This window comes from Bacillus sp. JAS24-2 (assembly GCF_008274905.1).
Classification (GTDB): Bacteria; Bacillota; Bacilli; order Bacillales; family Bacillaceae_G; genus Bacillus_A; species Bacillus_A cereus.
The window spans coordinates 4742969-4762711 of sequence record NZ_CP031068.1 but is presented as its reverse complement, the minus strand read 5'-3'; the positions used below and the strand labels follow the sequence as shown (position 1 = coordinate 4762711).

Genomic DNA, 19743 nt, shown 5'->3' with positions numbered 1-19743 from the left:
GTGTGGGCAACCGAAAGGTACAGGCGTGAGGGGGCTTTCTTTTGAAAGACCTCCTTTTATTGTTGGCGTTTTTTGTTGGTAAATCGATATATTTGAAAAATCGCTGATATAATTTTTACAGCTACACTGCTCCAAAGATACGAGGGAATTAGAGAAATATTACAGCTTCTGTTATAATATAAGAAGATAAATATTTCCTATGTTATATAAAAAATATATTGATTTTTTCTAACAATTCAATATAATGAACAATAACTACAAAATTCGACATCAAGAAGTGATGATGAGGACACGATCAATTTTTTACGATTTCCAGAGAGGGAAGCCTTTGGCTGTGAGCTTCCTAATACGGAAAAATAGATTACCACCTCTGAACTGCAGCAGTGAACGAGCATCTAGTAATTGCTTGCCGGCAAAAACCGTTATTTAGACTTGAGAAATTGGTGAAGTGTATTACTTTACGAATTGAAACAAGGGTGGAACCACGAATACAACACTCGTCCCTTTTTTAGGGAGGAGTGTTTTTTTATTTCATTTTTGCATCACACTAGGATTGGAAGGAGGATACGCAGCATGCATCATGATGAGAAGAACAAAATTGGTTTAACAGTAGCACTTTCTATCGTAGTAGGAACGATTATTGGATCTGGTGTGTTTATGAAACCAGGGAGCGTATTAGATTACTCGGGGAGTTCTAATATGGCCATTCTTGCTTGGGTAATTGGTGGTCTGTTGACGCTAGCAAGTGGTTTAACAGTAGCTGAAATTGGAGCGCAAATCCCGAAAAATGGTGGGTTGTATACGTATTTAGAGGAGATTTACGGAAGTTTTTGGGGATATTTATCAGGTTGGATGCAAACAATTGTTTATGGACCTGCTATTATCGGAACATTAGGTTTATACTTTAGTTCTTTAATGATTAATTTTTTCTATTTAGATAAAGTGTGGAATTTACCAATCGCAATTGGAACGGTTGTGTTCCTTGGCGTTGTAAATAGTATGGGAACAAAATACGGAGGTATCGTTCAAACAATCACGACAATTGGGAAGATGATTCCGATTGTGTTAATTGTTGTGCTAGGTTTCTGGAAAGGGAATAGCGATATTTTTAACGTAGTTGTGCCGATATCGGAAAATCAAAGTATCGGTATGGCAATTTTAGCAACGTTATTTGCTTATGACGGCTGGATTTTACTTGCTTCGATTGGTGGAGAAATGAAGAATCCAACAAAGTTATTACCGAAAGCAATGACAGTAGGGATTTTAATCGTAACGGCTGCTTACGTATTAATTAACTTGGCATTATTAAATGTATTATCAGCAGCGAAAATTGTAGACCTTGGAGAAAATGCAACAGCGACAGCTGCAGGCATGTTACTTGGAGAATATGGCGGAAAAATTATTAGTATCGGTATTATCGTTTCTATTTTCGGCTGTTTAAATGGAAAGATTTTAACATTCCCACGTATTCCAATGTCTATGGCGGAACGTGGACAACTTCCATTTTCTAAGTTTATTGCAAAGGAAAGTCCAAGATTTAAAACACCAGCAAATGCGATTACTGTTGAAATCATTTTAGGGATTATTTTAATGATTATTAGTGATCCGAATAAGCTATCTGAGATTTCCGTATTCATTATTTATATTTTCTACGTAATGACGTTTATTGGTGTCTTTATTTTAAGAAAACGTAATAAGAATAAAGAGCGTGCATATAGTGTACCGTTATTTCCAATCGTACCAATCGTAGCGATTTTAGGTTCGTTCTTTGTAATCGGTAGTGCGATTATTAACGATCCAGTAAGTTGTTTCTTATCGATTGGAATTGTATTTACGGGACTTCCGGTGTATTGGTATTTAAATAAGAAGAAAGAAACAGAATGATGAAAAGGTAGGCGTATTATACGCCTACCTTTTTTACTGTAAAAAAATTGTACTTGCGTCCATTTTCTATTTTGGTTACTATAGTCGTAGTAACCAAAACAGAAAGCGTGGGGAAAGACTTGAATTTTCGTGTTTATATTTTAGCTATCGCGGCTTTTGTAGTCGGAACGGTTGAGCTAATTATAGGAGGAACGCTCGATTTAGTTGCCAATGATTTAGGAGTATCTATTAGTGCAGCTGGTCAGCTTATAACAATATTTTCGGTAGTATTTGCTTTGTCAGGTCCAGTTTTATTAGCTTTGACAGGGAAGTTTGAAAGAAAAACATTGTATGTTGGAGCATTATCGATTTTCTTAATCGGAAATATTATTTCGGCATTTAGTGTGAATTACGGAATGCTAATGTTCTCAAGGGTTATTTGTGCGGCGAGTGGTTCATTAATTATTGCACTATCGGTAACACTTGCTTCTAGTGTTGTAGAACCGCATTTTCGTGCGCGTGCAATTGGAATCATTTTCATGGGAATTAGCGGATCACTCGTACTTGGAGTACCGCTCGGTCTTGTGCTCGGAAATGCATACGGATGGCGTGCACCATTTGTATTAATTGCGGTATTAACAGTTATGGCAATTGCTTGTATTTCATTATTCTTAACGAAAGTACCACCGACATCGGTATTATCAATAAAAGAACAACTTGCTACTTTAAAAGATAAAAAAATTGTAAGTGCACAGTTAACATCATTTTTGTTTTTAACAGGGCATTTAACATTGTATGCATATTTAACACCGTTTTTAAAAGATGTCATGTATGTTGAAGCAAACTGGATTAGTGTGTTTTACTTTATTTTCGGAATCGCAGCAGTAATTGGTGGCGGATTCGGTGGCTGGCTTGCTGATAAATGGGGATCGAAGAAAAGTATTATTTCCATCATTATCGTATTTGCGTGTGCAATCTTCATACTGCCATTAATGACATTCTCATTCCCACTCTTCATCATTATGATGGGACTTTGGAGTATGCTGAGCTGGGCGATTTCACCAGCGCAACAAAACTATTTAATTGAAATTGCACCAGAATCAGCTGGTATTCAGCAAAGTTTAAATAACTCTGCCCTTCATTTAGGAATTGCCCTTGGTTCAACAGTAGGCGGAGTTGTTATCGAAAAATCATCTGTTATATATAATGCTTGGGTAGGCGGTGGCTTTATTGTATTAGCACTGCTTTGCGCGATTTTCTCGATTACGAGAGGACGCTCTACTCAGTTCGTGAAAGAAGAATCTATCGTTTGATAGGTTCTTTTTTCATTTGTAAAAAATTGCAGGTTTTAGTAGAAAGGTGGAGAATTTGTATGTAGCGAGGTGATGTATATGTATACGAATTTTTCAATTATTGGTCTTCTAATTTCAATGCTCCCTTTGTTTCTTATTATTTTTGCACTTAGATGGGTTCGTTTCATCTATAAAAATTCAGAGAAACAAGTGGAGCAAAATGAGAAAATCATTGAGCTGTTGATTGAGATAAAGGAACAAAACGAAAAGGAGTCTAAGTGAAAAACTAGACTCCTTTTTATTATTTAATTAGTATCTTAATTTCATTAACAAACTCTTAATTTCCTCATCTTCCATAAAGAGGTCATGGTGTTTCTGGGTAATCTTTGCAAGTGCAACGTCATGATAGAAAAATTCTGTAAAGAACTTTACGAATGGTTGTGACATTGTTTTCATTGCTTGCCATGACTCTTGTTCTACGCCAGCAAATAAAATTTCACGATCGTCAACGATGAGTAGCAAGTAGCGCTCTAATGCATTAGGTTCTTCAGCTGGGATTAGAAAATGCATGTTTTCTAAGTCTGTTTCTACTTCTCCAACAATAAGGGATTCAATTTGAACACCTTGTTTTGCTTTTTGTTCTAGTAAAGGAAGATATTCTAAAAGAGTATCATTCCAAGCTGAAATACGGATTGATTCTTTTGCACTTTCAATGAGTTCCTTACTTTGAACTCGAATAGAAGATTGCATTTTTAAGCTCCACACACGGTCATCTGTAAATGATTTTTTTGATATATTTGTTTCCAGTTCTTTAATATTTGATTGGAATTCTGTCGTTAATTTTTCAATTGCTAGTTTTAGTGGTAATGCTGTATACAGTTTTTTCTTTTCTGAAACAGAATCCATTACCATTCCTTTATCGATTAGGCGTGCTAGCACTTCATATATTTTTGCTTTTGGAACACCTGAATGCTTCACAATCGTTGTAGCATCTAATGGTTCATTGCTTGATACGACAACTTCATAAGCTTGGCTTTCATATTGTGAGAAACCGAATTTTTGTAACATAGTTCCCTCCGAACGAATGAGATTATATTTTAAGGATAATGAACTATTTGTTTTTGCACAAGTGGTAGTCCGTTTTCTAATTGTATTAAGGTGAGAATTAATTTCAATTTTTTAATTTTATCTATTATACTTAATATAATGATTAATAAGATTTTAATTTAATGCGAAGGGGATGCTGGGGGGAAGATGTTAAGAAGTTTACGTTTAAAAATTGCGGTAGTGTTTTCAGTTCTTATTTCTATGATGTTCGTAATATTGGGTACAGCTGTGTATCAATTACAGAAAGAAAAGGAAGTGCGTTCCTTAGACGAGTATTCTCAAAATGCGATGGATCTTGTAACAGAGCAACTTACGACATTTGTTCAAAGAACGGATGAAGATATGGGGTATTACGCGAACAGTGAGATGATTCGTAATATACTTCAAGGTGGGGTTACTCCAGAAGAGGAAGCGTTTTTAACGAAAGAGTTTGCGGAGTATAAAAAGAATCATCCTGGTATTTTAGATTTATATATTGGTACGAAAGATAAAAAAACATTAAGTGCCAATCTTGCTGAAGGTGGGCAAGTGCCAGAAGGATACGATCCAACGACAAGACCATGGTATAAAGATTCAGAGGCTGATGTAAAAAAGGTCCATTGGGGACAACCTTCTTATGAAATTGCAACAGGAAAGTTAAGTGTAGGTGTTTCTAAAGCAATTACAGCTCAAGATGGATCTGTATTAGGCGTTGTTGCGATGGATGTATCGCTTGGGACGATTCAGAAGTTGCTTCACAATATTCAATACAATAATGACGGAGAAATGTTTATTATAAATGATAAAAATATGGCTCTTGTTTATCCAGAAAAGATAGGAAAAGATGTTTCTAAAGAGCCACTTATAAAGAGCTTAAATAAAGAGGTAACAAAATATGCGGTCAATACAATAAAAGGTGAAGATGTAGTTGTTTACAGTCAATCATTTGATACGATGAAATGGACGATAGGAATCTTTTATCCGAAAGAAACCATCGATGGGCTATTAAATAGTACGAGAAATACAGTTATTATAATGGCATGTATTAGTTTATTAGTTGGAATCGTAGCTTCCTACTTGTTCTCAAGAAGATTAGCAAGACCACTGCAACTATTAAAGAATCACGTGCAAAAAGTAGCAGAAGGCGATTTAACGCTGCGAATGAAAGTGACAAGTAAAGATGAAGTTGGAGAGTTGACTAAGCACTTTAATGATATGGTTGAACAAATGAATGAAATGGTAAGTAAAATTAAAAACAGCGTATCAACGGTGCAACAATCAACGAATAGTTTACATTACTTAACGAATGAAACAGTAGCGGCTAGTAGAGAAGTTTCAGGAGCAATGGATGATGTGAGTGGAGGAGCTTCTACTCTTGCGAATAGTGTGGATGAAGTTTCAGCTCAGCTCGAGAATATGGCGGAGTCAGTGGAACAAATGAATAGCTCCGTTGGTGAAATAAAAGGAGTGGCTGGCAAAGCGGAAGAGGCATCTAAGCAAGGATTAAATACAATGAGGAATTTAATCCGTACGAGGGGACAATCATCTTCGATTGTTGTTCATACAGAAGAAGCATCGGATAAGTTAGAACAAAGAGTTGGATCGATTCAAAATGTTGTTGAGCTTATAAAAGGCATTTCAGATCAAACAAATTTACTTGCTTTAAATGCATCGATTGAAGCTGCCCGTGCAGGTGAGCAAGGTAAGGGATTTGCGGTTGTTGCTGAAGAGGTTCGGAAATTAGCGGAACAATCAAAAGAGGCAACCGGAGAAATCACAACGATGATTGGTGATGTACAATTAGAAGTAAAAAGGGTTGTAGAAGTTGTAAGTAAATTGAAAGACATTGCAGATGTGCAAAATAAAGTGACGACAGAGGCGGAAATGGAGTTCCGCACAATTATGTCAGTCGTAAATACGATTAGTACTTCAGTTGAAAAAATTGTAGAAGAGGTACATAACATAGGTTACGAGCAAGGGGAAATTACAGCGGTAATGCATACAATTGCTGGTACGAGTCAAGAAAGTGCAGCTGTTTCTGAAGAGGTACATGCTGCAACGGAATCACAGGTGAATCATTTAGAAAAGGTAGCTCACACGATGGAAAGTTTGACAGAACATATGAGAGATTTAGAAAGATTAGTCGAGCAGTTTAAAGTGGAAGAGTAACATATTAGTAAAATGATGAGGATTTCGGTAAAATAGACAATGGATATATAAGAAACGATTATAGGAGGAAGACTACTATGGCAATTGTTGATGTATCGATTATTCCAGTAGGAACAGGTAATCCAAGTGTTAGTGAATATGTAGCAGAAGTACAAAAGGTGCTAGAGAAAAATGCGGATCGCGTGAAGTATCAATTAACACCGATGAATACAATTATTGAAGGAGATCTTCCTGTCATTCTAGAAGTAATTCAACAAATGCATGAAGTTCCATATACGAAAGGTGCGCAGCGCGTTGCAACAACAATTCGTATTGATGATCGTCGTGATAAAGTAAGCACAATGGAGAAAAAATTAAACTCTGTTCGATCAAAATTATAAAGAAAAGCAGCGATTTTCGCTGCTTTTTTCATATAGGAGGTAAATAAGATGAGTGAAAAGTTTAACGAACAATTTGACGGGTTGTTAGAGAAATACACGGAACTGTTACTTGGAGAGAGCAATGAAGAGAGAAAAGAACAGGTACAGAAGTGGGCACTTTATTCTTACATAACGAAGACGATGCCAGCTTTAGTGAAGCATTGGAATGAGACGTATCCCGATGCGAAAGAAGAGATGGTGCAGTTAATTACGGATATTAAAAGGCTGAATGAAGAGAAGCGAAATGAGCAATAAAAAAACCTGAGGGAAATATAATCGTAAGTTTTCTGTATTAATATCCTTATATAATTTACATGGAATATTAAGGGTTTTATAGGCATGTCGAATATTTTCGACATGCCTATTTTATGCCTAGTAAACTCCATTTTTCTAAATGTCGAAAAATATTTCAGTTATATTTATAAGCGGAAATATAGGGTTTTAAATGTTTTTATAGTATTTTATAAATTATCTAAATAATTATTTGTATCCAATAATTTTAAACAATGATATAATTTTGAAGAGGGGTAAAAAACAGATAAATCAAGTCATAGGGGTGAATTACATGGAACAATTAATGCGAAATTCGTTTCTTTTCTTATCTAAAAATAAAGCGCTAACAAAACTGGCTAAAAAGTACGGTTTACGCTTTGGTGCAGGTCGCTTTGTCGCAGGGGAGACAATTGAATTAGCGACAGCAGCTATTAAACAATTGAACAAGCAAGGACTTTGTGTAACAATCGATTATTTAGGGGAATTCGTTGATAATGAAGCGGAAGCAAATGAAATGGCTAACCAATCGATTGAAGCAATCCGTGCAATTGGAAGAGAAGGTCTTGATTCGCAGCTTTCTTTAAAGATGACTTCTATGGGATTAGATATCTCTGATGAAATCGTAATGAACAATATGCGCCGTATTTTAGAAGCGGCGAAAGAAAATGGTGTGTTCGTTACCATTGATATGGAAGACTATACACGCTGCGGGAAAACAATTGATATCTTTAAACAATTAAAATCTGAATACGATAATATTGGTACTGTTATTCAAGCTTACCTATATCGTACAGAAAAAGATATTGAAGATTTAAATGCTTATAATCCTAATTTACGTCTTGTAAAAGGTGCTTATAAAGAACCTGAAGAAGTGGCATTCCCAGACAAGAAAGATGTAGATGACAATTATAAAAAAATTATTAAAATGCACTTATTAAATGGAAATTATACTGCAATTGCTTCACATGACGAAGCGATTATTGAATATACAAAAAAACTTGCTGAAGAACACAACATTCCAAGGGATCAATTTGAATTCCAAATGTTATATGGTATTCGTAATGAGCGTCAACTTGAGCTAGTAAAAGAAGGCTACAAAATGCGAGTTTACGTACCTTATGGAAACGACTGGTATGGATATTTCATGCGTCGTCTAGCAGAGCGTCCAGCAAACGTTGCGTTCGTATTAAAAGGTATGGTTAAAAAATAACCAAGGAGAAAATACTCCTTGGTTATTTTAATTGCTGAAATGCATAATGTGCCATTTTCTTCGTATCAGGATACAGTTGCTTGCGGGTAGAAGATAATACAACATTAATGACACGTTTACCGTCTTTTTCATCCACTGTTACGACTGTATATTTGCCAAGTGCTGATAGACCGCTTTTACTTCCAATCGCATATGGATCGTCATATAGTTCTTCTCGTCCGTAGTTTGCGATGTTTGGAGAGCGTTCTGAAGTATGTAGAGTTGTACGTGTTGAATTCATATATTCTAAAACAACTGGATACTTTAATGCTTCTTTCGTAATAATAGCAATGTCATATGGCGATACTTTATTTCCAAGTGCATCAGCACCACTTGCGTTTTTGAAAGTCGCATGCTTTGTACCAAGTTCCTTCGCTCTAGCATTCATCATTTTCACAAATTCATTTTTTGATCCTGCAATATGTTCTGCAATTGATTCAGCTATTGGATCTGCACTAATGATAAGCATAAGTTTTAATGCCTCATCACGCTTTAATTTTTCTCCAGCACGAAGTTTAATTTTCTTGCTTTGACTTTCTGTTTTAATTGCGTTTTCTGTAACCGTAATTTCTTCATCTTCTTTTACATTCTCTAGTAAAAGAAGGGTTGTCATCATTTTGGCTATACTAGCCGGATAAGAGCGTTCGTCTTCGCGTTTCCCATACAAAATTTCACCTGTGTTTGCATCGATTGTAACCCCATATTGCCCAGTAATGTTGGGTTGATCAGCTCTTACAGCTTGTTGTCTTTGTGCATAAGAGAAGAAAATCATCCCTGTAAATAGTGTGGCAATCATTACAATCATAACTATTGTTCGTTTCATTATAATTCCCTCATTTGTTACAAATAAATTGGGCAGAAAAAGCAGCCATTAATCATTATGCCACGTTCTCTGCCCAAAAATATAGCGTTATTTTTCGCCCATATTATGCTTTTTATATTGTTGGTTATTACCTTGACGTCCTTTTTCCACGCCGTGGTTATGCGGACCTGCGTTTCCAGTTACACTAGCTGCACTAATTCCAGCCTTTGAAGGGTTCTTCTTAAGTTTTGCCATATATATTCCTCCAGTTTCGTCAGATTATAAAAAGGGAAAGTGTATTTTAGTGAAGAAAATACATATATAGCATGGCCAAATGAAAGAAAAATATTTATTTCAGAAAATTTTATCAATAAATATATTGCGAAAATTTAAACAGTATCATATATTTATTAGTAGAGGCTCACTCATTGATTGCGACTTATGTCGAAAAATTGAATGAGCATTCATTCAAGAATAGGGGGAGAATTGGATGTTCCAAATTAAAAAGGCTGCTGTTCTAGGTTCAGGCGTAATGGGTTCGGGAATTGCGGCACACTTAGCTAATATTGGTATTCCGACATTATTGCTTGATATTGTACCACCTGCGCTTACGAAAGAAGAAGAAGCGAAGGGACTTACATTAGAACATAAAAGTGTGAGAAATCGTTTTAGTAATACGGCTGTGCAAAAACTATTAAAGCAAAAACCAGCTCCTCTGACAGTGAAAGGAAATCTAGCACTGATTGAAGCAGGTAACTTAGAAGATGATCTTGAGCGTCTAGCTGATGTAGATTGGATTATTGAAGTAGTAGTTGAAAACTTAGATATTAAAAAGAAATTATTTGAAAAAGTAGACGCTGTTCGTAAACCGGGCTCAATTGTAAGCTCGAATACGTCAGGCATTTCAGTTGAAAAAATGGCAGAAGGTCGTTCAGACGACTTCCAGAAACACTTCTTAGGCACACACTTTTTTAACCCACCACGATATTTAAAACTTCTAGAGGTAATACCGACGAAAGAAACAGATCCACAAGTATTAAGCTTCATGAAACTATTTGGCGAAGACGTTCTTGGAAAAGGCGTTGTTGTCGCAAAAGATACACCAAACTTTATTGGAAACCGCATCGGTACGTACGGTTTACTTGTTACTCTTCAAGAGATGGTAAAACGCGGCTATAGCATTGGGGAAGTTGATTCTGTAACAGGCCCACTTATTGGTCGTCCGAAGAGCGCAACGTTCCGCACATTAGATGTTGTCGGTTTAGATACATTCGTACACGTTGCAAATAACGTATATGAAAATGTGCAAGAAGAAGAGCGTGATGTATTTAAAGTACCAGCCTTCATGCATGACATGCTTGAGAAAAAATGGCTTGGAAGCAAAACAGGTCAAGGCTTCTTCTTAAAACAAGGAAAAGAAATTTTAGAACTAAATCCTGAAACGATGGAATATGAAGCGCGTAAAAAATTAAAAGCTGCATCCGTAGAGTTAAGTAAACAAGAAAAAGGATTAGCGAATAAATTGAAAGCGCTTGTATACGCAAAAGACCGCGCAGGAGAGTTATTATGGAACATCATTACACCAACTCTTTTATACTCTGCAAAACTGCATAAAGAAATTGCTGACGATATCGTTGCAATTGACCAAGCGATGAAGTGGGGCTTCGGCTGGGAGCAAGGACCGTTTGAAGTTTGGGATGCAATCGGCGTTGAAAAATCTGTTCAAAAGATGGAAGAAAACGGCGTAGTCGTTCCTACTTGGGTGAAAGAAATGTTAGAGAAAGGTTTCACTACTTTCTATAAACATGATAACGGCGATAGCTACTATTACGATAATGGCGAATATAAGCTAATCGAACGTAATAAAAAAGCAATTTCTCTTAAGCAATTAAAAGCGAAAAATGGTGTATTAAAGAAAAATAGCGGAGCGAGCTTAATTGATTTAGGCGACGGCATCCTTTGCTTAGAGTTCCATTCGAAGAGTAATGCAATCGGTATGGATATTACGCAAATGATTAACTACGCTGTTGATGAAGTAGAAAAGAATTATAAAGGTCTTGTTATCGGTAACCAATCGAAGAACTTCTGCGTTGGTGCGAACCTAGCAATGATCTTAATGGAAGCACAAGACGACAACTACTTTGAAATTGAGTGGGTTGTGAAAAACTTCCAAGATGCAATGACGAAAATTAAGTACTCTTCTAAGCCAGTTGTAGCAGCACCATACGGTATGACGCTTGGCGGAGGTACAGAAGTTTGCTTACCAGCAGCGAGCATTCAAGCTTCTAGTGAAACGTATATGGGCTTAGTAGAAGTTGGTGTTGGCTTAATCCCTGGCGGAGGCGGTAATAAAGAGCTATACATTAAACACTTAAACAAAATGGCAAACGGTGTAGAGTTTGATCTGCAAAAAGTTGCAAATAAAGTGTTCGAAACAGTCGCAATGGCGAAAGTTTCAACTTCAGGACAAGAAGCAGTTTCTCATAACTTCTTAGGTGATAAAGATGGTATTAGTGTGAATGGTGATCACTTACTATACGATGCGAAACAGAAAGCACTTGCTTTATATGAAGCTGGTTATAAAGCGCCGATCCGTAAAAAGATACCAGTTGTTGGGGAAACAGGATATGCAACTCTTGCACTTGGTGCTGAAGCAATGCATTTATCTGGTTACATTTCAGAGTACGATCTTCACATTGCTAAGAAACTTGCATATGTCATTGCGGGCGGAAAAGTGCCGTACGGAACAGAGGTTGATGAGCAATATTTATTAGATGTAGAACGTGAAGCATTTATTAGCTTAGTAAGTGAGATGAAATCACAAGCAAGAATGCAGCACATGCTTGTAAAAGGAAAGCCATTACGTAACTAATAACGAGGGGAGATATCGTTCATGAGAGAAGCTGTCATTGTTGCGGGAGCAAGAACACCAATTGGAAAAGCAAAGAGGGGTTCATTAAAAACAGTTCGTCCTGACGATCTAGGGGCGTTAGTAGTAAAGGAAACGTTAAAGCGTGCAAATTATGAAGGACCAATCGATGATTTAATTTTCGGTTGTGCGATGCCAGAAGCAGAGCAAGGTTTAAATATGGCTCGTAATATCGGCGGATTAGCAGGACTTTCTTACGATGTTCCAGCTATTACGATTAACCGTTACTGTTCTTCAGGTTTACAAAGTATCGCTTACGGAGCTGAGCGTATTATGCTTGGTCACTCTGAAGCTGTATTATCAGGCGGAGCAGAATCAATGAGTTTAGTTCCAATGATGGGACACGTTGTTCGTCCGAATAGTCGCCTTGTAGAAGCGGCTCCAGAATATTATATGGGTATGGGACATACAGCAGAGCAAGTTGCTGTGAAATATGGAATTTCTCGTGAAGAGCAAGATGCATTTGCAGTAAGAAGCCATCAACGTGCTGCGAAAGCATTAGCGGCAGGAAACTTTGCTGATGAAACAGTACCTGTAGATGTGACGTTACGCTCGGTTGGATCAAACAATAAACTTCAAGAAGAAACAATCACTTTCGCACAAGACGAAGGTGTAAGAGCAGAGACGACGCTAGACATTTTAGGTAAATTACGTCCAGCATTTAACGTTCGCGGTTCTGTAACAGCTGGTAACTCTTCACAAATGAGTGATGGTGCAGCATCTGTATTATTAATGGATCGCGAAAAAGCAGTGAGCGATGGCATGAAGCCACTTGCGAAATTCCGTTCATTTGCAGTAGCTGGCGTACCACCAGAAGTAATGGGAATCGGCCCAATCGCTGCAATTCCAAAAGCGTTAAAACTAGCTGGCTTAGAGTTATCTGATATTGGCTTATTCGAACTAAATGAAGCATTTGCTTCTCAATCGATTCAAGTTATTCGTGAACTTGGTTTAGATGAAGAAAAAGTAAACGTAAACGGTGGTGCAATCGCACTTGGACATCCACTTGGCTGTACAGGAGCAAAACTAACACTATCTCTTATTCACGAAATGAAACGTCGCAACGAACAATTCGGTATCGTAACAATGTGTATCGGCGGCGGAATGGGAGCAGCGGGAGTATTTGAATTACTTTAAAAAGTGCAGGTGGCTCGTTTAGAACAGGAGGGCGTTGGAAGCCTTGACGAAGAGGCGCTTTTTGCCTCACAGGAAGGGGTGAAACGACCGACTGTTTTAGCCACTGGAACTGGATTATGAAAAAAAGTGGAAGCGGCTTGTTCAGAATGTGAGGGGGATGGAGCTTCAGACGTAGAGGCGCTCTTTGCCTCGTAGGAAGAAGCGAAGCCACCGAACATTCTAGCCGCTGGAACTGGATTATAAAAAAAAATGGAAGCAACAAAGGTTTATAAAAAAAGGGAGAGCCAGCTTCTTTCAAAAAGAGAGAAGCGGCTCATGAAAATATGAAGGAGGAAATTTTCATGGAAAAAACAGTAGGAAATGCGGTTAAAGGCGGTAGCTTTTTAGTAGATGAGATTACGATTGATCAAGTGTTTACGCCAGAAGATTTTTCATCTGAGCATAAAATGATTGCTAAAACGACAGAGGACTTTATCGTAAATGAAGTTCTTCCAGAGCTTGAATATTTAGAGCAACATGAGTTTGATCGTTCAGTTCGTCTTTTAAAAGAAGCTGGAGAACTTGGTTTATTAGGCGCTGACGTACCAGAAGAGTACGGCGGAATTGGTCTTGATAAAGTAAGCTCAGCGTTAATCGCAGAGAAATTCTCTCGCGCTGGTGGTTTTGCAATTACTCACGGTGCTCACGTAGGTATCGGCTCTTTACCAATCGTATTATTCGGTAACGAAGAGCAAAAGAAAAAATATTTACCATTGCTTGCAACTGGTGAAAAATTAGCTGCATACGCATTAACAGAGCCAGGTTCAGGATCTGACGCATTAGGCGCAAAAACAACTGCACGTTTAAATGCAGAAGGTACACATTATGTATTAAACGGTGAAAAACAGTGGATTACAAACTCTGCATTCGCTGACGTATTCGTTGTATATGCAAAAATCGATGGAGAGCACTTCTCAGCATTTATCGTAGAGAAAGACTACGCTGGCGTATCTACAAGCCCAGAAGAAAAGAAAATGGGTATTAAATGTTCTTCAACTCGTACGTTAATTTTAGAAGATGCGTTAGTACCGAAAGAAAACTTACTTGGTGAAATCGGTAAAGGTCATATTATCGCATTCAACATTTTAAATATCGGTCGTTATAAATTAGGTGTTGGTACAGTTGGATCTGCGAAACGTGCAGTAGAAATTTCAGCACAATATGCAAACCAACGTCAACAGTTCAAACAACCAATCGCTCGCTTCCCATTAATTCAAGAGAAACTTGCGAATATGGCAGCGAAAACATATGCAGCTGAAAGCTCTGTATATCGTACAGTAGGTTTATTCGAAAGCCGCATGAGCACATTATCTGAAGAAGAAGTAAAAGATGGTAAAGCAGTAGCAGCTTCTATCGCTGAATATGCAATCGAGTGCTCTTTAAACAAAGTATTCGGTTCTGAAGTATTAGACTATACAGTAGATGAAGGTGTTCAAATTCACGGTGGTTATGGATTTATGGCAGAGTACGAGATTGAAAGAATGTACCGCGATTCTCGTATTAACCGTATTTTCGAAGGAACGAACGAAATTAACCGCCTAATCGTACCAGGTACGTTCTTACGTAAAGCGATGAAAGGTGAATTACCACTTCTTCAAAAAGCACAAAAATTACAAGAAGAGTTAATGATGATGATGCCAGAAGAAGTAGGCGATGAGCCATTAGCACTTCAAAAGTATTTAGTAACTAATGCGAAGAAAATCGGCTTAATGGTAGCTGGATTAGCGGCTCAAAAATATGGTAAAGCATTAGATAAAGAGCAAGAAATTCTTGTAAATATCGCTGACATCGTAAGCAATCTATACGCAATGGAATCAGCTGTTCTTCGTACAGAAAAAGCGATCAAAACAACTGGTCTTGAAAAGAATAAACAAAAAGTGTTATACACTGAAGTATTCTGCCAAGAAGCATTTAACGAAATCGAAGCAGATGCGAAAGAAACACTTATCGCAGTTGAAAACGGCGACATGCTGCGCATGATGTTATCATCATTACGTAAATTAACTCGCCACACACCACTTAACGTAATTCCGAAGAAACGTGAAATCGCTGCGAAAATTTTAGAAGATGAGCGTTACACAGTTTAATATCTTTAAAGAACAGTAGTCGTTTATACGGCTACTGTTCTTTTTTTTGAAAAAAAGAAATTTTTTAGTGACACAAAACTAATACCATTAGTATAATAAAACTAATGGTATTAGTTTTCGTGAAAAGGGAGATGGGACTATGAGGATGATACATGAAAAAACGTTATATCAATTGTCATTTTTGCCAAGAGCGTTTCCTGTAAATTGTTACTTTGTAGAGGAAGAAGATGGTTTAACTTTAATTGATGCGGCTTTGCCATATAGCGCAAAAGGCATTTTACAGGCGGCTGAGAAAATAGGAAAACCAATTACTAAAATTGTATTAACACATGCGCATGATGATCACATCGGTGCATTAGATGCATTAAAGGAAGTACTTCCTCATGTTCCAGTCTATATTTCTAAGCGGGACGCAAAGCTGTTAGAAGGAGATACGACGTTACAAAAGGATGAACCGAATATACCGATAAAAGGCGGTGTACCTAAAAAAGTAAAAACGGTACCTGATGTTTTATTAGAAGATGGCGACCGAGTTGGATCGCTTCTTGCAATTATGACACCGGGACATACACCAGGATCCATGTCGTTTCTTGATGTACGGAATAAAGCTCTTATTGTTGGGGATGCATTCCAAACAAGAGGAGGTATGGCTGTTTCGGGACAAATGAAATTTTGGTTTCCGTTTCCTGCGATGGCAACGTGGAGCAAAGAAATATCATTACAAAGTGCAGAGAAGTTAAGCGAATATGAGCCTTCCTTACTTGCGGCAGGGCATGGGGAAATGATAAAGAATCCAGGGACTGTCATAGAGCTTGCTATTAAGGAAGCGAAACGGAATATAGAAAGTAAGAAAGAGGAGTAATTTATGTCACCGAGAATCGGACTTACATTACAAAAAATTGTAGAAACAGCGGCAGAAATTGCAGATACAAATGGAATACAAGAAGTAACGTTAGCTTCATTAGCGCAAAGGTTAGGGATACGTTCGCCCTCACTATATAATCATGTAAAAGGGTTACAAGATGTACGGAAAAATCTTGGTATTTACGGAATCAAACAGCTGCATAACAAACTGGAAGAAGCGGCCGAGGATAAACGTATGGATGAAGCAATTCATGCATTAGGAGAAGTGTATGTAGCATTTGTCCGAAAACATCCTGGACTATATGAAGCAACTTTTTTACGAGATGAAGAAGTAAGAAAAGCAGGTGACGGAATTGTAAAGCTTTGTCTTCAAGTATTACAACAGTATGGCTTAGAAGGAGAGAATGCACTTCATGCGACACGCGGATTCAGAAGTATTTGTCATGGATTTGCTTCGATTGAACAGCAAGGCGGATTTGGTTTGCCGTTAGATCTAGATATAAGTTTACATGTATTATTGGAAACGTTTATTAAAGGGTTACGTGAATAAGAAGCAAGGTAAACAAAAACCTTAGAAGTGATTCTAAGGTTTTTTAGTGCATATGATTCGAAAAGAATGGTAGGCTTTTTCTTATGAAATGATATTATTTTGCAGGTTTGAAAAATGTATATATCGCTAAGAAAAAGCAAACGAAACTGAATACGATGGGGTCTTGATATGGACTAGGCTCAGAGCCCTTCTGGATTTCTGTAAGGAAGTCATGTGTTTTCATGTTTATTGCTCCTTTAACTAATAAGTTTTATATGATGCGAGGATTATGGTGGATAGGAAGTGTTTTTTGAAATTTCATATAATAATTATTGCATAGCCATCCTATTCCTAAAACTATAAAATATAAAGTTTTCATAATATGTAAAATTGCATATTATTCTTTTTGTAAATTTTGTTATATTATCCCTATATTCAAATTCAAGTATTTTAATAAGGTAAATGAGAATAACTGGAGGGATACTGTGAGTAAAACAGTGTTAGAAGCGTATAGTGTGGAAAGAAAAATCGAGAATATAACATATAAAAATCTATTTGTAATGATAGCAATGATTATAGGGATTTCACTCCTAGGAGGATTATTTCTTGGTTTAGCCTTTGAGATTTATGGAGAAGAAGCATTAAGTACTAAATTAGAAGGATATTATTTACTCTTATTCGATGCAATTGTTGTTGCTATCGTTTTATTAGCCTATAAACCGGTTTTTCATTTTATTAAATCTATTTGGGATGTATCCGTTTTGAAGAGTGGGAAGACATATTTATATCTATTAATTGGTTTTATTATCATTGCAGTATCACAATATTTAATGTTACATGTGTTTAGTTTTGAAAGTGCAGCGGAACAAAAGGAACAATTAGGGAGTTTAAGGCTTCAAAATAGCATACAAAGTATTATATATGTGTTAAGTGTTGCTATCATTACACCGGTTAAAGAAGAAATTCTATTTCGAGGTATTTTATATCGATTTTTAGAAAAGAGATATAATTTTTTAGTTAGTATCATTATTTCTTCCTTCATTTTTGGAATTCTTCATGGAGGTCTTCTAATTACAGCAACGATTATGGGAATGGTATTTGCAATGTTATACAAAAAGACGCAATCGATTATACCTAGTATTATTTTACACATTGTATGGAACTTACTTGTGAGTATAAGTATGATTGTATCTCTATAAAAATAAATACATAACGAGTATAAAAGATGAATGGCTTAGCTATTCATCTTTTATTTTGTATGCACGTGAAAAAGTTAATTCATGTATACAATCAAAAAATAGCTAAATACTAACAGTGAACGAATAAAGAAAGGTAGGAGTATTCCATGCAAAATTTAACAGAGCTTGAAGTAGAAAACTTACGTCATTTAATTGGTGGACACGCAACAATTATTAACAAGTTGGAGCAGTATGCAGAAACGTGTACAGATCCACAATTGAAACAAATGTTACAAAAGGATGCGCAAGATGCACGAAATACGAAACAGCAATTAATGACTTTCCTAGGATAGGAGGAAGCGGAACATGAATGAAAAAGATATGGTAAATGATTATTTAGCAGGATTAAATGCAAGTTTAACAAGCTATGCAAATTATATTGCTCAGTCTGATAATGAGCAGTTACATCAAACGTTAATTCAAATTCGTAATCAAGATGAGATGCGCCAACGTAATATGTATGAGTACGCAAAGCAAAAGAGTTATTACAAACCGGCAGCACCTGCAAATCCGATGATTGTACAACAATTAAAAAGCCAATTAAGTGCGGAATAACAGGAAAAAGAAAACGAGCGAATTTATTCGCTCGTTTTCTTTTTGTATATGTCAATAAATACATAATAAATATTTTTCCAGTTGTAACAAACATGACGAAAATGTAATATAACAATTCACAAAAAGGACAAAAACTTTGTTCAATATTTCACAAAGTATCCATGGTTTCTATCGTGATAACCTCTATAATTAGGAGTGTAAAGAGCAAAAGAAATAGATTATATGATCAATTAGGAGAGATTGCTATGAAAAGACATACAAGAAAAATTGCAATTATCGGTACTGGATTAGTTGGATCAAGTTGTGCGTATTCCATTGTAAATCAAGGAATTTGCGAAGAGCTATTATTAATTGATATAAATCATGAACGTGCAGTTGGGGAAGCGATGGATTTATCACATTGCATTAACTTTACAAATACAAGAACAAAAGTATATGCAGGAAGCTATGAAGACTGCAAAGATATGGACATTGTTATTATTACAGCAGGGCCAGCACCAAAACCTGGACAAAGTCGCTTAGATACTTTAGGAGCGAGTGCGAAGATTATGGAAAGTGTTGTTGGCGGCGTAATGGAAAGTGGATTTGATGGTATTTTCTTACTTGCATCGAACCCAGTTGATATTATTACATATGAAGTGTGGAAATTATCTGGATTACCTAGAAATCGCGTAATCGGTACAGGTACATCATTAGATTCTTCTCGCTTAAGAACAATTTTATCTGAAATGTTACATGTAGACCCTCGTAGTATTCATGGGTATTCATTAGGAGAACATGGTGATTCTCAAATGGTTGCTTGGTCTCACGTAACTGTTGGTGGAAAGCCAATTCTGCAAATTTTAGAAGAACAAAAAGAACGATTTGGTAAAATAGATTTAGATGAAATTGTTGAGAAGACTGCAAAAGCTGGTTGGGAAATTTATAAACGTAAAGGAACTACTTATTACGGAATTGGAAATTCTCTAGCATATATTGCGAGTTCAATCTTTAATGATGATCACCGTGTCATTGCTGTATCAGCCATTTTAGATGGTGAGTACGGTGAATATGATATTTGTACAGGAGTACCAGCTATTATTACTAGAGATGGTATAAGAGAAGTTGTAGAACTCAATTTAACAGAGGATGAAGAATCTCGATTCGCAAAATCAAACGATATTTTACGTGATTATATGAAAACAATTGGTTACTAACTTATAGAAGAAGGTG

At 36.6% G+C, this 19743-nt stretch carries 19 protein-coding genes and 1 other annotated feature; of the genes, 16 read left to right on the top strand and 3 right to left on the bottom strand.

Annotation, left to right across the window (positions count from 1 at the left end):
- Window positions 1–271 precede the first annotated feature (271 nt).
- Window positions 272–508, top strand: a binding site (T-box leader).
- A gap of 65 nt (window positions 509–573) precedes the next feature.
- The 3 genes from DN407_RS24850 (at window position 574) to DN407_RS24840 (ending at window position 3437) form a co-directional block, all read left to right on the top strand.
- A complete protein-coding gene (locus tag DN407_RS24850) occupies window positions 574–1884 on the top strand; it encodes an APC family permease (RefSeq protein ID WP_149216687.1) in 1311 nt (436 codons plus the stop codon).
- A 47-nt stretch (window positions 1885–1931) separates the two neighbouring features.
- Complete coding sequence (locus DN407_RS24845) at window positions 1932–3176, top strand: MFS transporter (protein WP_149216686.1); 1245 nt, start codon at window positions 1932–1934, stop codon at window positions 3174–3176.
- Between the two features lie 78 nt (window positions 3177–3254).
- Complete coding sequence (locus DN407_RS24840) at window positions 3255–3437, top strand: hypothetical protein (RefSeq protein ID WP_098294025.1); 183 nt, start codon at window positions 3255–3257, stop codon at window positions 3435–3437.
- A 27-nt stretch (window positions 3438–3464) separates the two neighbouring features.
- On the opposite strand, the gene DN407_RS24835 is transcribed toward DN407_RS24840, so the two are convergent.
- On the bottom strand, window positions 3465–4223 hold the full coding sequence (locus tag DN407_RS24835) for a TrmB family transcriptional regulator (RefSeq protein WP_000939479.1): 759 nt from the start codon (window positions 4221–4223) through the stop codon (window positions 3465–3467).
- Window positions 4224–4409: 186 nt separating this feature from the next.
- On the opposite strand from DN407_RS24835, the gene DN407_RS24830 reads away from it, so the two are divergent.
- From DN407_RS24830 to DN407_RS24815, 4 genes are all read left to right on the top strand, one after another.
- Window positions 4410–6410, top strand: a complete 2001-nt coding sequence (locus DN407_RS24830; RefSeq protein ID WP_098281368.1) for a methyl-accepting chemotaxis protein — start codon at window positions 4410–4412, stop codon at window positions 6408–6410.
- A gap of 77 nt (window positions 6411–6487) precedes the next feature.
- Window positions 6488–6790, top strand: a complete 303-nt coding sequence (locus DN407_RS24825) for an MTH1187 family thiamine-binding protein (RefSeq protein ID WP_001018860.1) — start codon at window positions 6488–6490, stop codon at window positions 6788–6790.
- Window positions 6791–6838: 48 nt separating this feature from the next.
- Window positions 6839–7084 carry a YusU family protein gene (locus DN407_RS24820; protein WP_149216685.1) on the top strand — a complete coding sequence of 82 codons (246 nt, stop codon included), beginning with the start codon at window positions 6839–6841 and terminating at the stop codon, window positions 7082–7084.
- Window positions 7085–7394: 310 nt separating this feature from the next.
- Window positions 7395–8312 carry a proline dehydrogenase family protein gene (locus DN407_RS24815; RefSeq protein ID WP_000436772.1) on the top strand — a complete coding sequence of 306 codons (918 nt, stop codon included), beginning with the start codon at window positions 7395–7397 and terminating at the stop codon, window positions 8310–8312.
- A 22-nt stretch (window positions 8313–8334) separates the two neighbouring features.
- On the opposite strand, the gene DN407_RS24810 is transcribed toward DN407_RS24815, so the two are convergent.
- Together DN407_RS24810 and DN407_RS24805 are read right to left on the bottom strand one after the other, a co-directional pair.
- Window positions 8335–9174: a D-alanyl-D-alanine carboxypeptidase family protein gene (locus DN407_RS24810; protein WP_000831467.1), complete on the bottom strand. Its 840-nt coding sequence runs from the start codon at window positions 9172–9174 to the stop codon at window positions 8335–8337.
- An 87-nt stretch (window positions 9175–9261) separates the two neighbouring features.
- Entirely contained in the window at window positions 9262–9408 is a 147-nt protein-coding gene (locus tag DN407_RS24805; RefSeq protein WP_001096344.1) for a YuzL family protein, read from the bottom strand.
- Between the two features lie 235 nt (window positions 9409–9643).
- Here DN407_RS24805 and DN407_RS24800 point away from each other — a divergent pair, with 235 nt between their 5' ends.
- The 9 genes from DN407_RS24800 to DN407_RS24760 all read left to right on the top strand — a co-directional run bounded on the left by DN407_RS24800 (window position 9644) and on the right by DN407_RS24760 (window position 19727).
- Entirely contained in the window at window positions 9644–12025 is a 2382-nt protein-coding gene (locus tag DN407_RS24800; RefSeq protein WP_098281370.1) for a 3-hydroxyacyl-CoA dehydrogenase/enoyl-CoA hydratase family protein, read from the top strand.
- 21 nt (window positions 12026–12046) lie between these two features.
- Window positions 12047–13219: an acetyl-CoA C-acetyltransferase gene (locus DN407_RS24795; RefSeq protein WP_001206324.1), complete on the top strand. Its 1173-nt coding sequence runs from the start codon at window positions 12047–12049 to the stop codon at window positions 13217–13219.
- Window positions 13220–13560: 341 nt separating this feature from the next.
- Entirely contained in the window at window positions 13561–15345 is a 1785-nt protein-coding gene (locus DN407_RS24790) for an acyl-CoA dehydrogenase family protein (protein WP_000416291.1), read from the top strand.
- A 139-nt stretch (window positions 15346–15484) separates the two neighbouring features.
- Window positions 15485–16207: an MBL fold metallo-hydrolase gene (locus tag DN407_RS24785; RefSeq protein WP_149216684.1), complete on the top strand. Its 723-nt coding sequence runs from the start codon at window positions 15485–15487 to the stop codon at window positions 16205–16207.
- 3 nt (window positions 16208–16210) lie between these two features.
- Window positions 16211–16759: a TetR/AcrR family transcriptional regulator gene (locus tag DN407_RS24780; RefSeq protein ID WP_098294023.1), complete on the top strand. Its 549-nt coding sequence runs from the start codon at window positions 16211–16213 to the stop codon at window positions 16757–16759.
- A gap of 464 nt (window positions 16760–17223) precedes the next feature.
- Window positions 17224–17937 carry a CPBP family intramembrane glutamic endopeptidase gene (locus DN407_RS24775; RefSeq protein ID WP_065702912.1) on the top strand — a complete coding sequence of 238 codons (714 nt, stop codon included), beginning with the start codon at window positions 17224–17226 and terminating at the stop codon, window positions 17935–17937.
- 146 nt (window positions 17938–18083) lie between these two features.
- Window positions 18084–18269 carry a hypothetical protein gene (locus tag DN407_RS24770; protein ID WP_001180551.1) on the top strand — a complete coding sequence of 62 codons (186 nt, stop codon included), beginning with the start codon at window positions 18084–18086 and terminating at the stop codon, window positions 18267–18269.
- 13 nt (window positions 18270–18282) lie between these two features.
- Complete coding sequence (locus DN407_RS24765) at window positions 18283–18531, top strand: spore coat protein (protein ID WP_001002987.1); 249 nt, start codon at window positions 18283–18285, stop codon at window positions 18529–18531.
- Window positions 18532–18776: 245 nt separating this feature from the next.
- A complete protein-coding gene (locus tag DN407_RS24760) occupies window positions 18777–19727 on the top strand; it encodes an L-lactate dehydrogenase (RefSeq protein ID WP_000820651.1) in 951 nt (316 codons plus the stop codon).
- Window positions 19728–19743 lie beyond the last annotated feature (16 nt).